Below are 15,353 nucleotides of genomic sequence, written 5' to 3'. Positions count from 1 at the left end.
CGCATGACGGTAGCCCGCGCCCCCGACACTCAGGAGAAGTTCGAGTGGAGCCACGCCTTCCACGCCTCGGTGTACGCGCCGGTGTCGATCGGGCGGTAGACGTGGTGGCCCACCGCGACCGGCATGCCCAGGGGCACCCTGCAGTGGAAGCGAACGAGCGAGTCCTGGGTGCGGATACCCACGAAGCCCGGACGGATGATGTCCACGACACCGTCCTGGCTCGGCAGACCCGCCACGGACAGGGAGACCTCGTCCCCGGCCTCCGCCACGCCCAGCCGCTCGACGAACCGGTTCCACGCGTCCCACTCCGTCGACGACGCCGGGCCGTCGGCCTCCACGTAGACGGCGGGGCGGCCACCGAAGTGGACCAGGTACTCGCGCAGCGAGTGGAGGTAGCAGTCCCAGCCCATCTCGGTCATGTCCACGTACTCGTCCGGCCAGGCGTCGCCCGACATTCCACTGTGGACGAACCGGAGCACCGCACTGCCCTCGCGGCCCTCGATCAGGTACTCGAACGCGTGGAAGGAACCGTCCTCACCGGGCGGGGTCTTGATGACGAGGTGCTTGGGCGGGTCCCAGACCTCGGCGCCGTCCGGCCCGATCTCCTCGGCGGTCATGAACCAGGCGGCCTGGCCCTCCGGTGTCGCGACCGCCGCCCAGACCTCCTCCGGACTCACGGGGAGGACGACTTCCTTGCGCAGCTCGAACTCGCGGCCCACGTCAGCTCCCCTCGAACTGCGTGTCGAGCCACGCTTTCCACGCCGCGGTGTACGCGTCGGCGTCGATCGGGCTGTACGCGTGCTGGCTCACCGCGACGGCCATGGACATGTGCTTGCGGCTGTGGAAGCGCACGAGCGAGTCCTCGGTGCGGAAGCCCACGAAGGCCTCGTTGATGATGTCCACGACGCCGTCCTGGCTCGGCACTCCGGGCAGCGACACCGAGATCCTGTCGCCGACCGCGGACACGCCCAGCGCCGCGACGAACCGGTCCCACGCCGCCGCCTCCGCTGACGCGGCCGGGCCCTCGGCCTCCACGTAGACGGTGGAGCGGCCGGGGAAGTGGGTCAGGTACTCCACGAGCGAGTGGAGGTAGAAGTCCCACCCGTACGAGGTCATCGTCTCGTACTGCTCGGGCCAGCCCGCGCCGGTCAGTCCACTGTGGACGAATCGCAGCACGGTGCCGTCCTCGCGGCCCTCGACCAGGTACTCGAACGCGTGGAAGGAACCGTCCTCGCCCGGCGGCAGCTTGATGACCAGGCGCTTGGGCGGGTCCCAGACCTCGGCGCCGCCCGGCCCGATCTCCTCACCGGGCATGAACCAACCGGCCTGGCCGTTCGGTGTCGCGACCGCCGACCAGACCTCCTCCGGGCTCACCGGCAGGACGACTTCCTTGCGCAGCTCGAACTCGCGGCCCATCTCAGCTCCCCTCGAACTGCGCGTCCAGCCACGCCTTCCACGCCGCGGTGTACGCCTCGGCATCGATCGGGCTGTACGCGTGCTGGCTCACCGCTATGGACATGCCCAGGCGCATCCGGCCGTGGAAGCGCACGAGCGAGTCCTCGGTGCGGAAGCCGACGAAGTTGTCGTTGATGATGTCCACGACGCCCTGCTGGCGAGGCAGCCCGGGCACGTCCAGGGAGACCTCGTCACCGACGGCGGACGCACCCAGCGTCGCGAGGAGCTGGTCCCACGCCTGCTGCCTCGCCGAGGACTCCGGACCGTCCGCCTCCACGTAGACGTTGGGGCGGCCGCGGAAGTGGGTCAGGTACTCGCGCATCGTGTGCAGGTAGAAGGCCCAGCCGATCGTGGTGATCTCCTCGTACTCCTCCGACCAACCGGCACCGGTTACTCCACTGTGGACGAACGTGAGCGCGGTGCCGTCCTCCTGGCCCTCGATCAGGTACTCGAAGGCGTGGAAGGAGCCGTCATCCGCCGAGGGCGTCCTGAAGACCAGGCGCTTGGGCGGGTCCCAGACCTCGGCGCCGTCCGGCCCGATCTCCTCGCCCGGCATGAACCAGGCGGCCTGGCCCTCCGGCGTCGCGACGAGGGTCCAGACCTCCTCCGGGGTGGCGGGCAGGACGACTTCCAGGCGCAGTTCGAACTCGCGGCCCATCTCAACTCTCCTTAACGCTGGGGTGCAGCGCGACGACGACGCGGTGCGGACGGCCGCCCTCGGCGGACTCGTCGTGGTACTTGGCGACCAGGGACCTGACGGTGACCCCCAGTTCCTCGGCGAAGGCGGCCCGGTCGGCGGCGGAGGCGAAGCGGATCTCGCCGTCGACCGCGAACGTGGCCAGCCGCTTGCGGGCCTTGGTGGCCCCGGTGATCAGCGCGCCCACGTCGCGGACCAGCCGGGCCGCCACCGCCAGCAACCAGCGTGCCGACAGGTGGTCCGGCGCGCGACTCGGATCGGGCTGGACCGGGGCCAGCGCCGCCGGGGAGATCACGTACGAGGCGGCGGTCGCCCGCAGCACGCGCTCGGTGAAGTTGCCCCTCGGCCGCTCCTGCACCAGCTCGACCAGGCCGTGCGATTCCAGCGACCGCAGGTGGTAGTTCACCTTCTGCCTGGTCAGCCCGACCTTCGCGGCCAGCGTGGTCGCCGAGCCGGGCTCGGCCAGCTCGGCGAGCAGGCGGGCGCGCACCGGGTCCAGGCAGACCTCGGCCGCGGCCGGGTCCTCGATCACCGCTACCTCGAGCATGACGACAACGCTGACACTGACAAATTTATTTGTCAAGGCGAGGTTCACCTCGACGCGGCCCCGTGAGAGCGCTTACCATCCGATGCGGCAACACAATCGCGGATGGCAACAAGCCGCCGGTTCCCTCCGCTCATTCGAAGGGACCCGCATGGTCAAGCGTCTGCTCGCCCTGTTCGCCGCCCTCCTGTTCCTCGCGGCCCTGCCCGCGCAGGCGGCGCCGCGGTTCAAGGTCCTCGCGCTCTACAGCGGGACCTGGGACGCCGCGCACATCAGCTTCGTCAAGGAGGCCAACGAGCGCTTCCCGCAGCTCGCCGCGCAGCACGAGTTCTCCTACACCGCCTCGACGGACTGGAACCTGCTCACCTCGCCGGGGCTGAGCCAGTACCAGGTGGTGATGTTCCTGGACAACCTGCCGCAGACCGCCGCGCAGCGCTCCGGGTTCCAGCGGTACATGGACAACGGCGGCGGCTGGCTGGGCTTCCACGTCTCGGCGTTCACCACGGAGCCGGGCAACTGGCCCTGGTACCACAACACGTTCCTCGCGTTCCGCTCCAACACGTGGGGCCCGACGACGGCCGTGCTCAGGACCGAGGACCGGGCCCACCCGTCGACCACGCGGCTGCCCGCGACGTGGACCTCGGCGGTGAGCGAGTGGTACAGCTGGAACAACGACCTGCGCCGCAACCCGGACATCACGATCCTGGCCTCGGTCGACCCGTCGAGCTTCCCGCTGGGCACCGACCCGAACCAGAGCTGGTACAGCGGCTACTACCCGATCATGTGGAGCAACGAGAACTACCGGATGCTCTACGCCAACTTCGGGCACAACGCCATGGACTACCCGAACAACCGGCCGCTGTCCTCGACCTTCGCCAGCGAGGTGCAGAACCGGTTCCTGGTCGACGGGCTGGGCTGGCTGGGCAGGCGCTGATCCTTCACAGGATCTGCACAACTCGGCCGCGTGAGCACCACAACCGGTGCTTAGAGTCGGGTCCATGCAGCAGCGCGTGCTGGTCGTCGAGGACGATCTGACCATCGCCACCTCGGTGGCCGACCGGCTGCGGGCCGAGGGGTTCGCGGTGGAGCTGGCGCACGACGGCCCCACCGCGGTCCGCGTCGCCGAGGAGACCGAGCCCGACCTCGTGGTGCTGGACGTGATGCTGCCGGGCTTCGACGGGCTGGAGGTGTGCAGGCGCGTCCAGGCCCGGCGGCCGGTCCCGGTGCTCATGCTGACCGCTCGCGACGACGAGACGGACCTGCTCGTCGGGCTCGCGGTGGGCGCCGACGACTACCTCACCAAACCGTTCTCCATCCGGGAGCTGGCCGCCCGGGTCCGGGTGCTGCTGCGCCGGGTGAACCGGGCGGCGGTCCCCGACCTGGGCGACCTGCGGATCGACGCGACCGAACGGCGCGTGCACCGGGCCGGTGTGGAGGTGCACCTCACCCCCACCGAGTTCGACCTGCTGGCCTGCCTCGCCGACCGCCCGCGCGCCGTGCTGCCCCGCGAACAGCTGCTCCGCGCCGTGTGGGGGTGGAACGACGCCGGGGGCAGCCGCACCGTCGACAGTCACGTGAAAGCCTTGCGCCGCAAGCTCGGCGCCGATCTGATCCGCACCGTGCACGGCGTCGGCTACGCGCTGGAGGTGCCCCGGTGATCCGCGCCTGGCTGGACCGGGTGCCACGGCCCCTCGACCCGGTGCCGTCGATCAAGTTCAAGCTCGGTCTCGTCGTGGTCGCCTCGCTCACCGCGTCGCTGCTGTTCTTCTGGAACCAGATCGGGTGGCTCCCGCCGCGCACCGCGGCCACCGCCGTGCTGATCGCCCTGGTCGCCTCGCAGGTGCTGGCGCACGGGATGACCAGGCCGCTGCGCGAGATGACCTCCGCCGCGAAGTCCATGGCGCGCGGCGACTACGACCGCCGCGTCCGCGCCACCGCCCGGGACGAGGTCGGCCAGCTCGCCACGGCGTTCAACCAGATGGCCGGTGACCTGGGCGCGGCCGACCAGCAGCGGCGGGACCTCATCGCCAACGTCTCGCACGAGCTGCGAACACCGATCAGCGCTCTGCGAGCGGTCCTGGAGAACGTCGTGGACGGCGTGACCCCGCCCGACTCCGCGACCATGCGCACCGCGCTCGCGCAGACCGAACGGCTCGGGACCCTGGTCGCGGAGTTGCTCGACCTCTCGCGCATCGACGCGGGCGCGCACCGCCTGGACCGCTCGGTCTTCCCCGTCGGCCCGCTGCTGGAGTCCGTCGTCGCCGAGGCCCAGGTCATGGCGCCTTCCGCCCGCTTCGTTCTCCGCGTGCCTCCCGGCGCCACCGTCTACGCCGACCGGGCGCGGCTGCACCAGGTCGTGGTGAACCTGCTCGACAACGCCGCCCGCCACGGCCCTCCCGGCGGCGAAGTGCGGCTGATCGCGCTCGTCCGCGGCGCCGACCTGGTCATCGAGGTGCACGACGAGGGGCCCGGCATCCCGCCCGAGGACCGCGACCGCGTCTTCGAACGCTTCACCCGCGGCGAGCGCGCCGGGGGCGGCGGGACCGGCCTCGGCCTGGCCATCGCGCGCTGGGTGGTCGACCTGCACGGCGGCACCATCGCCGCCCTGGGCAGCCACATCACCGTCACCCTCCCCGCCACCCGCCCCCAACCCCACTCCCCTCACGCATCCTCAAGATCAACGCCTCATTTGGGGCGCTCAGTTCCCTGAACGAGTCGTTCAGGGAACCCAACGCCCCAAACAAGGCATTCGCACCCCAACGCCCTGACCAGCCCATTCACCACGCTTAACGCCCTGAACGAGTCATTGACGCACGTGCGATCTCCCTGAACGAGTCATTGGGGGCCGCCAACTCCCCCAATGACTCATTCAGGGCAAAAACCCCTGCCCGAAAAGGAGTGTCCACAGTGGACAGAGCGATGCCCCCTGTGCTGGCCGCGGTCGCCGCGAGCGGTCTCGTGGCCGCACTCGCGCTGAGCCCGGTACGACCCGGGCTCGGCTGGATGATCACAGCGCTGGCCATGGCCGCCGCGGTGGTGGTAGCGGCGCGCAGCACGGAAACCAGTGTGCGGAAACGAAATCCGGGCTGGGCGGTCCTCGCGTTGGCCCTGGTCGCGGTCGGCGTCTTCCGCGATTCCCGATGGCTGTTCACCCTGTGCGCGCTCACCGCGATCGTCGCCGCCTCACTCGCGGTGGCGGGCACTTCCCTGCGCGGCGCGATCGAAGCTCCGATCAACGCGCTGACCCGGCTGCACTGGCTGAGGCGGGGCGTGCGCGAGATCCGTCCACGCGGCAACACCAGAACACTGCTCGCGGTCGCCGTCTCGGGAGTGCTGCTCATCGTGTTCGGCGGACTGCTCGTCAGCGCCGATCCGGCTTTCGAAGCCCTCGTGCGCTCACTAGTGCCCACAGTGGACAGTTCCTCGACGTTCACCTCGGTCACGATGTTCGTCGTGGCGGCCCTGTTCGCGACGGGCCTTTGCTGGGCGTTGACCCAGCCTCAGCCGGAGTTTTCCTTGGAGCTGCCGCAGATCAGCCTCCGCCGGATCGAATGGGTTCTGCCGATCAGCGTGCTCGTGCTGCTGTTCGCGGCCTTCGTCTCCGTGCAGCTCCCCGCCTTGTTCAGCGTCGTCGGTGATCTGTCCTACGCGGAGTACGCACGGCGCGGCTTCTGGCAGCTGCTGGTGGTCACGGCTCTTACCCTCGGCGTGATCGGGCTCGCTTCTCGTTTAGCACCACGGGAAACCAGCGGTGACCGAACCTGGCTGCGCGTGCTGCTCGGCGCGTTGTCAGTGCTGTCACTGGTGATCGTCGCCGGAGCGGCCGTGCGCATGTGGATCTACCAAGAGGAGTACGGGTTCACCGTGCTGCGCATCCTCGTGCTCGCGTGCGAACTGTGGCTGGGCCTGGTCTACCTGCTCGTCATCGCGGCGGGGGTCCGGCTGCGCGGGCCGTGGCTGCCCGGCGCGGTCGTCGCGACCGGCATGGTGGCGCTGCTCGGCCTCGCCGTGCTGAACCCGGAGCGGCTGATCGCGGACGGCAACATCAGCCGCCTGGAGAGCACCGGGAAAATCGACTACATCTACCTCACCAAGCTGTCCGTCGACGCGGTGCCCGCGCTCCAGCGGCTGCCCGAGCCGCAGCGGGCCTGCGTGCTGTACTGGCCGACCATCGAGCTGGAGGAGGCACCCGACAGCTGGCGGGAGTGGAACCTGGCCCGCTCGCAGGCGCGGAGCCAGCTGGTGAAGCGACACGCGCCGTGCGCGAACGTCTCGCTCCGAAATTGAGTGGCGGCTCGTGCGACCATCGGCCCATGCACGTCTTCCTGGAGACAGAGCGCCTGGTGCTGCGGCGGTTCACCGAGTCCGATGTGGACAACCTCGTCGAACTGGACAGCGATCCCGAGGTCATGCGCTACCTCGACGCGGCGGCGACTCCGCGCTCCGAGGTGGAGCACGACATCCTGCCGCGTTTCCTCTGGTACTACGAGAACTTCCCGCACTACGGCTTCTGGGCGGCGGAGGACCGGGAGGGCCGTTTCCTCGGCTGGTTCCACTTCCGCCCCAACGAGGGCGCTCCGGATGGCGAGGTCGAACTGGGCTACCGGTTGCGGAAGTCCGCGTGGGGCAAGGGATACGCCACCGAGGGTTCGCTCGCGCTGATCGAGCTGGGCTTTCGCGAGGCAGCGGTCCGGCGGGTCACCGCGAGCACCATGTTCGTCAACTCCGGCTCGCGGCGGGTGATGGAGAAGTGCGGGCTGCGACACGTCCGCACCTACCACGAGGAGCACGAGAACCCGTTGCCCGGCACCGAACACGGCGAGGTCGAGTACGCGCTTACCAAGGAGGAGTGGCTGCTCACTTCAGCAGCAGGTGGATGATCGCGGCCACGCCGACCACGACGATCACCGCGCGCAGCACGGTCGGCGACAGCTTCCTGCCGATCTTCGCGCCGAGCACGCCGCCGAGCACCGAGCCCGCGGCAAGCAGGCCGACCACCGGCCAGCTCACCGGCGCGACGAAGGCGTAGATCACGCCCGCGACCACGTTCACCACGGCGGAGAGCACGTTCTTGATGCCGTTGAGGCGTTGCAGCGGTTCGGCGAGCAACATGCCCATGACCGCCACCAGCATCACGCCCTGCGCGGCGGTGAAGTACCCGCCGTAGATGCCGATCAGGAAGATCAGGAACAGCAGCACGGCGCCGCCGCTGGCCGCCGGGGTTGCCTTGCGCGAGGCCACCCACTTCGACACCCGCGGCTGGATGATCACCAGCACCACGGCGAGGCCGACGAGCACGGGCACGATGGTCTCGAAGGCGTCCTTGGGCAGCGACAGCAACAACACCGTGCCGCCGACCGCGCCGAGCAGCGAGGCGATGCCGAAGCGGAGCAACCGCGACCCCTGCCCGCGCAGCTCCTCGCGGTAGCCGATGGCGCCGCTGATCGTGCCGGGTGCCAGGCCGATCGCGTTCGAGGTGGTCGCGGTGACCGGCGGGTAGCCGAGCGCCACGAGCACGGGGAAGGTCACCAGCGTGCCGGAGCCGACCACCGTGTTGATCGTGCCCGCCCACACCCCGGCGACGAAGATGACGACCGCGTGCCACCAGATCACCGTGCAATCCTTAGCATGCTGAGTGCCCTCCGCGCGGTGGGGGCGCGAGCAGGATCACAGGGGAATGCTTCGCGACGCCTCCGCGTTGGGCAGGGAGAAGCACGGTGTAGTCAGGTACCTGGGAGGCAGCGGTGGGACTGGATCCGGAGCAGTTGGTCGAGGTGGACTCGGACGTCCCCGACCTCGACGGCACCGTTCTGCTGCACAACCTCGACGGGTTCATGGACGCGGGCGGCGCGGGGCGGGTCCTCGCCGACCACCTGGTGGACTCCCTGGAGAGCCGGGTGATCGCGCGCTTCGACGTGGACACCCTGATCGACTACCGCTCGCGCAGACCCGCGATGACCTACGCCACCGACCACTGGGCGGACTACGACGCCCCCGAGCTGGTGATCCGGCTGGTGCACGACACCGCGGGCACGCCGTTCCTGCTGCTCACCGGTCCCGAGCCGGACAACCAGTGGGAACGCTTCATCGCGGCGGTGCGCGGGCTGGTCGAGCGCTGGGGCGTCCGGCTCACGGTCGGCTTCCACGGCATCCCGATGGGCGCCCCGCACACCCGCCCGCTCGGCGTCACCGCGCACGCCACGCGCGGCGAACTGGTCGCGGACTACCCGCAGGTCTTCAACCGCATCCAGGTCCCCGGCAGCGCTTCGGCCCTGCTGGAGCTGCGGCTCGGCGAGGCGGGCCACGACGCGATCGGCTACGCCGCGCACGTTCCGCACTACCTCGCGCAGTCGGTCTACCCCGAGGCGGGCCTGCGCCTGCTCGGTGCGGTGGGCTCGGTGGCCGCGCTTGAGCTGCCCGAGCGCGGCCTGCGCGAGGCCGCCGCCCGCACCAACGAGGAGATCGAGCGCCAGGTCTCGGAGTCCGACGAGGTGGCCGAGGTCGTGCGCGGCCTCGAGCGCCAGTACGACGCGTTCACCGAGGCGGTCGGCGAGCGCAGCCTCCTCGCGGAGTCCAACGAGCGCATGCCCACCGCCGACGAGCTCGGCGAGGAGTTCGAGCGCTTCCTCGCCGAACAGGCCGACGGCAAGTAGGGCCTGTCTGGTAGGTCTCGTTCGATGAGAGTCTGCCCCGGCCGTAGGCCGAAGTCTGGCCACAGCGGCCCGGCTATCGCGAACACGGACCTGCCAGACAGGCCCTCTCACCAGCCGGGCATGGGCGGGGTTTTGGCGTCGTAGAGCCAGGACCTGAGGAAGGCCGTCAGGTCGGTGCCCGCTTCCCGTGAGGCGAGCGCGATGAAGTCGGCCGTGCTCGCCGCCTTGTCCCGGTACTGGGCGACCCACGCGCGCTGGATCTTCTCGAACGCCGCCGCGCCGACCTTCTGCCGCAGCGCGTAGATCACCAGCGCGGAGCCGTCGTAGACCATGCGGCTGAACAGCTTCGGCTCGGTCGGCTTGGCGGGCGGGCCGTAGGTCGAGCGCCAGGAGTCGTGCTGCGCGTAGATCTCGCGCATCTTCTGGTCCAGGTTCTCCCAGCCCTTCTCCGCCGCGTACACGCGCTCGTAGAACCGCGCGTGGCCTTCGGAGAGCCACAGGTCCGACCACTGGCGGACGGTCACGCTGTTGCCGAACCACTGGTGTGCCAGCTCGTGGACCATGTCCTTCTCGGCCGCGACCTCGGAACCGGTGAGGTCGCCCTCGGGGAACATCGACAGCGTCTGCGTCTCCAGTGCCACACCGAGATCCGTGTGCGCCACAACGATTCCGTAGTTGTCGAAGGGGTACCTGCCGACCCGCTTCTCCATCCATTCCAGGTGGCCAGGGGTCCGGGTGCGGTACTTCTCGACCTTCTGCACCAGGTCGGTCGGCACGGCGTCGCGCAGCGGCAGGCCGTTCGGCCCGGTCCCGTTGGTGATGCTGAACTTGCCGATCGCGAGGCCGACGAGCTGCGTCGCCACCGGCTGCGGGGAGTCGTAGGACCAGCGCACGCGGTTCCCGGCGATCTCCGTGCGGGACTTGAGGGTTCCGGTGGCCACGGCGGTGATGTCGGCGGGCGTGGAGGCCGTGATCGCGATCGGCGCCTTCTGGCTCGGGTGGTCGTTGTTCGGGAAGATCAGCCGCGCGCCGTTGGGCTGCGGGTAGACGACAGTGCCGTCCGTGGTGGGAATCCAGCCGTAGACGCTGATCGCGTCGCTGCGCCTGCGTTGGAGCGTGGGATCGGCCGTGTAGCGGATGTTCGCGGTGAACCGCTGCTTCGCCGCGAGGGCCTTCGCCGGGGTGACGGTGAGCTTGTCGCCCGTGCGCTTGGTGGTCGCCGCGGCTCCGTCCACTGTGACCTCACGCAGCTGGTTGCCCGCGAAGTCCAGGGTGAAGCTCGACAGCGCCTGCGTGGCCTCCGCTTCGACCGTCGTGGTGGCGTCGAATGGCTTTTTCGGGGCTTGCCAGGCGAAATCCAGCGCGTAGCGGGTGACGCGGTAACCGGTGTTGCCGTCCGCGGGGAAGATCGGGTCGCCGAGTCCGGCGGCGAACGCTGGCGGCGCGCTCAGCACCAGCGCCAGCATCAGTGTGACGAGGAGACGAAGTTGCTTCACGCCCCTTCTACGCCGTCCGGGTGACGCGCGGTTGTCAGCGATCGAACATTCGACCTGAGCCGAACCGAGGTTGTCGGCGGCTCCCGATATGTTCCGGCCGTGCTCAAGCAGTGGGACAGCGCCAGTTGAATGACACGAGCCAGTTGACGACACGAGCCGGCTAGCTCGCCTTCCGAGATCCGAGGACCCGGTGCGCGCCAACGGTGATCCGTCCAGCGCCCGGGTCCGCCACCTCGTCCTGCACCACGTCCGCGACCACGCAGGTGATGTTGTCGGGACCGCCCGCACGCACGGCCAAGGTGATCAGCCAGTGCACCGCGTCGGCCGGTTCGCCCGCCGTGGCCAGGGCCTCGCGCACCGCGTGATCACCGACGACGTCGGTCAGCCCGTCCGAGCACACCAGGAACCGGTCGCCGCGCCGGGCCTCGACCCGGAACAGGTCCGGCTCGAAGGCGTTGCCCGCCTGGAGGGTGCGCATCAGCACTGACCGGCGCGGATGCCGCTCGGCCTCCTCGGCGGTGATCCGCCCGGCGTCCACAAGGGACTGGACCATCGTGTGGTCGTGGGTGAGCTGGCCGAGCAGGCCGTCCCTGAGCAGGTAAGCGCGGGAGTCGCCGACGTGGGCCACCGCGAAGCCGGTGCCGTCCCAGAGCAACGCGGTGACCGTCGTGCCCATCCCCCGCAGCTCCGGCTCGGCGTCCGTCAGCGCGTCCAGCCTGCGCGCCGCCTCGGCCACCCCGTCCCGGACGAGCGCCAGCGTGTCGTGTTCGCGCAGGTCGACGCCGGTGGCCCAGGCATCGAGATCGACAAACGCACCGATCGTGGCCGAGCTCGCCACCTCGCCGTACACGTGGCCGCCCATCCCATCCGCCACCGCGAGCGAACAGGGGCTGACCAGCGCGGAGTCCTCGTTCTCCGCCCGGTTCGGCCCGGGATCAGAGCCGATGGCGACGCGCAAGCTGTTTGTCATGACACCAGTAGAGCACCTGTGAAGTCAGTTCACAAGCAATCAGCCTGTGCATGGTCGCTGCTACCGTGATGCCCATGAACCAAGACGCCACCGTCAACGCGGGTGAAATCGCGCGCCTGGTCGACGTGGGCCGGGCCGCGGTGAGCAACTGGCGGCGCCGCCACGACGATTTCCCGCAGCCGGTCGGCGGTACCGCGAGCAGCCCGCTGTTCTCGCTGCGCGAGGTCGAGGAGTGGTTGCGCCGCAACGGCAAGGTCTACCGGCTGTCCTGGGCCGACCGGGCCTGGCAGCGGTTGCGCGCGGAGGGCGACGACCTCCGGCTCGGCGAGCTGGTCGCTTCGGCCGCCGTCCTCCTGTTGCGCGACAACGGTTTCTTCGTATCCGGTGAGGAGCCCGCCGATACCGAGGCGCTCCTCGAACTGGCCAAGGAGCACGGCCCTGCCCAGGCGCTCGACCTGATCTGCGAACGTTACGTCGAGGCGCATTCGCGGCGGCTCACGGTCACCGCACCCGATGTCGCCGAGCTGATGATTCGCTTGGCGGGCGCGAACTCCGGGACGGTGCTGGACCCCGCGTGCGGGCTCGGCACGTTGTTGCTCGGCGGTTCCCCCGCTCGCGCGCTCGGCCAGGACATCGACCCCTCGTTCGCGAAGATCGCGTCCGCCAGGCTGGTCCTGCGCGGGCTCGAAGCGGAGGTCGTCTGCGCGGATTCCTTGCAGCAGAACGGTTTTCCCGACGTGCAGGCCGACGCCGTAGTGTGCGAGCCACCGTTCAACGAGCGCGCGTGGGGCTACGCGGAGCTGACCGGCGACCCTCGGTGGGAGTACGGCCTGCCGCCGCGCGGAGAGCCGGAGCTGGCGTGGGTGCAGCACTGCCTCGCGCACGTGCGCCCCGGCGGCCGGGTGGCGATCCTGCTGCCCAGCGCCGCCGCGAGCCGCCGTCCGGGCCGACGCATCCGCGGCAACCTGCTGCGGGCGGGCGCGCTGCGGGCGGTCATCACGCTCCCCGGCACCGGCTCGGACCTGTGGTTGCTGCGCAGGCCGGAACCGCAGGACCGGCCGCCGTCGCAGCTGGTCCTGATGGAGGCGGGCCCGGATCTGTCCACAGTGGACCTCGAAGCCGGGGAGGGGGTGCGGATCATCGACCTGCTCGACGACGACGTCGACATCAGCCCGGCGCGGCACCGCGGCGGCGGGGATCGCGACCTCGGCCGCGAGTTCTCCTCTGCGCTGGACCGCTTCCGCGCTCTTGCCCCGGCTGCCGTGCCCGCGCTGGACGTGTTCGCGCAGCGCCGGTCGCTGCCGACCACGACGCTCGGCGAGCTGGTCAAGGCCGGGCTGGTCTCGGTCCGTCACTCCCCCACCAGGATGAGCGAGGGCGACCGCCCGGTGCTGACCGTGGACGACCTCGCCGAGGGCCGCGCGCCCACTGGCCGTGCGGGCGGCCCTGACCTGGTCACGGCGGAGCCGGGTGACGTGATCGCTTCCCCTCTTGGCGTGGCCCGGGTGGCGACCACGACCGTGACGCTGGGCGCGCACCTCGCGGCCTATCGCGTCGATCCCGAGCGGATGGACGCGGATTTCCTGGCCGGGGCGCTGCGCGCCGGTGACCACCGCGCCCACCTGGGTTCCAGCCGGGTGGATGCGCGCCGCACCCAGCTCCCCCGGCTCTCCCTCGCCGAGCAGCGCGCGTACGGCGCCGCGTTCCGCCGCCTCGCCGAGCTGGCCGACACCCTGCGCGAGACCGCCGCCGCCGGGCAGGCGCTGGTCCGGCTAGGCTTCGACGGACTCGTCGATGGCAGCTTGGGACCGAGGGGCTAGTGGATGCTCGTCGCCGACCGCTATCTGCTCGAAGACCTGCCGCTGGGGCGCGGCGGGATGGGCGCGGTGTACCGGGGGCACGACAAGCACCTGGATCGCAGGGTCGCGGTGAAGTTCCTCCAGTTGCCCGGTGGCCCCGACGACGAGTTGGAGCGCCGCTTCGTCCGTGAGGCGCGCATCCTGGCTCGGCTGGAGCATCCCGGCGCGCCCGTGCTCTACGACTTCGGCACGGTGGATCATCGGCTGTTCCAGGTCATGCAGTTCATTGAGGGCGTCACCGTCTCCGACCTCGTCGGCGAGTCCGGCCCCGTCCCCGTCCCGTGGGCCGCGTCGATCGCCGCCCAGGCTTGCGCGGTCCTCGCGGCGGCGCACGCTTTGGCCATCTGCCACCGCGATCTCAAGCCCACCAACCTGATGCTCTGTCCTGATGGCAGCGTGAAGGTCCTCGACTTCGGCCTCGCTGTGTTGCGCGAGAGCGATGTCGCCCAGTTCACCCGCGCGGGCCAGCTCCTCGGCACCCCGTCGTACATGGCTCCCGAGCAGATCCAGCGCGGCGTCGCGGGCCCACCGAGTGACCTGTACGCGCTCGGCTGCGTCCTGCACGAAATGCTGACGGGGCAACAACTCTTCACCGGCCCCACCGCCTACGCGATCTTCGAGAAGCAGGTCAAGGAACGCCCGCCCCCCGTCCTCGGAGTGCCGCAGGAGCTCAACGCACTCGTGCACCAGTTGCTGGAGAAGGAACCCGAGCACCGCCCCGCCGACGCCACCGAGCTGTACGAGCGCCTGCGCCCGTTCGCGGTGAATCTCCCGCCCCTGCCCGGTTTCCTGAGCCCACCGAGCACGCCGAGCCCTGGCCGGATGTATGCACGCATGGTCGGCCAGGCACAGCCCGCTCACCCCTAGAAGGGCGCCGGTTCCGCAATCGGTTCCGCTTCCGTCTCCTGCGTCTTCCCGTTCGGCGTCGTCCACACGTGCCGCCCGTCGGGGAGGTTTTCGCACTTCCAGTTGGATTCGTGCTTCATCCGGTGGTGCCGTCTGCACTTCGGCCGCAGATTGTCGATGGTGGTGTTGGTGCCGTCGAAGGGGCAGCAGTGATCGAGATCGCAACGGTGTGCGGGTCGGTTGCAGCCGATGGCGGTGCAGGTGGGGTAGCGGGCGTGGATCAACTCCCGCTGCTTCGCTGAGGGCCGATACGTCGTCACGTCCTCGGCGATCCCGGTGACCGGGTCGGTCAGGATGCGCTTCCAGATCCCTCCCGCAGCGACATCCCGGGCGATCTTCGCGGGCAGTGGTCCGTAGCCGTGGAGCATGGCGGGTTCGTTGTCGAGGCCGAGGAAGGAGCCCATGGGCATGGTGAGGTAGACGGTGACCTGGCCTTGGGGTGCACCGGTTTCCTTGCCCATCAACAGATCCATGGTGACATCGGCCCGCTTCTGATCCAACGTCCGGTGATCCTTCGGAAGGGCTCTGGCGATGCGGTCGATCCGGTCGTAGATCAGAGAGGCTTGCAGGGCGGGGAAGAACATCCTCAGCAGGCACATGCCGTCGTCTTGGGGGATCTTCTCCACCAACCTGGCCTTGCGCTTCTCCTTGTGACGGCGTTCGGCGGCCTTGGGGTCGAGTTTGGTGATGAACCGGACCGCATGCCTGCGAGTCGCGGTGTAGTTGTGGGTTTCGGCGAAGGCGAGGAAGTCCTGCTCGGCGATCGCGGCGTG

General features: G+C 69.9%; 16 protein-coding genes. 8 read left to right on the top strand and 8 right to left on the bottom strand.

Annotated features, from left to right (window positions below; genetic code table 11):
* Nucleotides 1-29: 29 nt before the first annotated feature.
* The 4 genes from NLX83_RS38920 to NLX83_RS38905 are packed head-to-tail and all read right to left on the bottom strand — an operon-like array spanning nt 30 to nt 2,699.
* Nucleotides 30-719, bottom strand: a complete 690-nt coding sequence (locus NLX83_RS38920; RefSeq protein WP_254240308.1) for an SRPBCC family protein — start codon at nt 717-719, stop codon at nt 30-32.
* 1 nt (nt 720) lies between these two features.
* Nucleotides 721-1,416 (bottom strand): SRPBCC family protein, encoded by a 696-nt coding sequence (locus tag NLX83_RS38915; protein ID WP_254240307.1) that lies wholly within the window; start codon nt 1,414-1,416, stop codon nt 721-723.
* Between the two features lies 1 nt (nt 1,417).
* A complete protein-coding gene (locus tag NLX83_RS38910) occupies nt 1,418-2,113 on the bottom strand; it encodes an SRPBCC family protein (RefSeq protein ID WP_254240306.1) in 696 nt (231 codons plus the stop codon).
* A gap of 1 nt (nt 2,114) precedes the next feature.
* Complete coding sequence (locus tag NLX83_RS38905; protein WP_254240305.1) at nt 2,115-2,699, bottom strand: ArsR/SmtB family transcription factor; 585 nt, start codon at nt 2,697-2,699, stop codon at nt 2,115-2,117.
* Between the two features lie 148 nt (nt 2,700-2,847).
* Between NLX83_RS38905 and NLX83_RS38900 the strand changes: the two genes are divergently transcribed.
* From NLX83_RS38900 to NLX83_RS38880, 5 genes are all read left to right on the top strand, one after another.
* Nucleotides 2,848-3,630 (top strand): ThuA domain-containing protein, encoded by a 783-nt coding sequence (locus NLX83_RS38900; protein WP_254240304.1) that lies wholly within the window; start codon nt 2,848-2,850, stop codon nt 3,628-3,630.
* A 64-nt stretch (nt 3,631-3,694) separates the two neighbouring features.
* Complete coding sequence (locus tag NLX83_RS38895; RefSeq protein WP_254240303.1) at nt 3,695-4,354, top strand: response regulator transcription factor; 660 nt, start codon at nt 3,695-3,697, stop codon at nt 4,352-4,354.
* A gap of 11 nt (nt 4,355-4,365) precedes the next feature.
* Entirely contained in the window at nt 4,366-5,406 is a 1,041-nt protein-coding gene (locus tag NLX83_RS38890; protein WP_254240332.1) for a HAMP domain-containing sensor histidine kinase, read from the top strand.
* A gap of 197 nt (nt 5,407-5,603) precedes the next feature.
* Entirely contained in the window at nt 5,604-6,983 is a 1,380-nt protein-coding gene (locus NLX83_RS42165; RefSeq protein WP_254240302.1) for a DUF4153 domain-containing protein, read from the top strand.
* Nucleotides 6,984-7,009: 26 nt separating this feature from the next.
* On the top strand, nt 7,010-7,576 hold the full coding sequence (locus NLX83_RS38880; protein WP_254240301.1) for a GNAT family N-acetyltransferase: 567 nt from the start codon (nt 7,010-7,012) through the stop codon (nt 7,574-7,576).
* Here NLX83_RS38880 and NLX83_RS38875 read toward each other — a convergent pair.
* Nucleotides 7,554-8,309, bottom strand: a complete 756-nt coding sequence (locus NLX83_RS38875; protein WP_254240300.1) for a sulfite exporter TauE/SafE family protein — start codon at nt 8,307-8,309, stop codon at nt 7,554-7,556. The genes NLX83_RS38880 and NLX83_RS38875 overlap by 23 nt on opposite strands.
* A gap of 131 nt (nt 8,310-8,440) precedes the next feature.
* Between NLX83_RS38875 and NLX83_RS38870 the strand changes: the two genes are divergently transcribed.
* Nucleotides 8,441-9,349, top strand: coding sequence for a proteasome assembly chaperone family protein (locus tag NLX83_RS38870; protein ID WP_254240299.1), 909 nt, complete (start codon nt 8,441-8,443; stop codon nt 9,347-9,349).
* Nucleotides 9,350-9,456: 107 nt separating this feature from the next.
* Here NLX83_RS38870 and NLX83_RS38865 read toward each other — a convergent pair whose 3' ends face one another.
* On the bottom strand, nt 9,457-10,845 hold the full coding sequence (locus tag NLX83_RS38865; RefSeq protein WP_254240298.1) for a M1 family metallopeptidase: 1,389 nt from the start codon (nt 10,843-10,845) through the stop codon (nt 9,457-9,459).
* Nucleotides 10,846-11,005: 160 nt separating this feature from the next.
* The gene (locus tag NLX83_RS38860) at nt 11,006-11,815 is read right to left on the bottom strand and encodes a PP2C family protein-serine/threonine phosphatase (RefSeq protein WP_254240297.1); all 810 of its coding nucleotides are present in this window, start codon (nt 11,813-11,815) and stop codon (nt 11,006-11,008) included.
* Between the two features lie 74 nt (nt 11,816-11,889).
* Here NLX83_RS38860 and NLX83_RS38855 point away from each other — a divergent pair, with 74 nt between their 5' ends.
* Together NLX83_RS38855 and NLX83_RS38850 are read left to right on the top strand one after the other, a co-directional pair.
* Entirely contained in the window at nt 11,890-13,635 is a 1,746-nt protein-coding gene (locus tag NLX83_RS38855) for an N-6 DNA methylase (protein ID WP_254240296.1), read from the top strand.
* A gap of 3 nt (nt 13,636-13,638) precedes the next feature.
* The gene (locus NLX83_RS38850; protein ID WP_254240295.1) at nt 13,639-14,541 is read left to right on the top strand and encodes a serine/threonine-protein kinase; all 903 of its coding nucleotides are present in this window, start codon (nt 13,639-13,641) and stop codon (nt 14,539-14,541) included.
* Here NLX83_RS38850 and NLX83_RS38845 read toward each other — a convergent pair.
* Nucleotides 14,538-15,353, bottom strand: an 816-nt coding sequence (locus NLX83_RS38845) for an HNH endonuclease signature motif containing protein (protein WP_254240294.1), incomplete at its 5' end; no start/stop codon positions are given. The two genes, NLX83_RS38850 and NLX83_RS38845, sit on opposite strands and share 4 nt — an antisense overlap.

Origin of the sequence: Allokutzneria sp. A3M-2-11 16 (genome assembly GCF_024213555.1) — a bacterium.
GTDB lineage: Bacteria > Actinomycetota > Actinomycetes > Mycobacteriales > Pseudonocardiaceae > Allokutzneria.
Note: the sequence above shows the minus strand (reverse complement) of the source record. Positions and strands in the feature narration are given on the sequence as shown.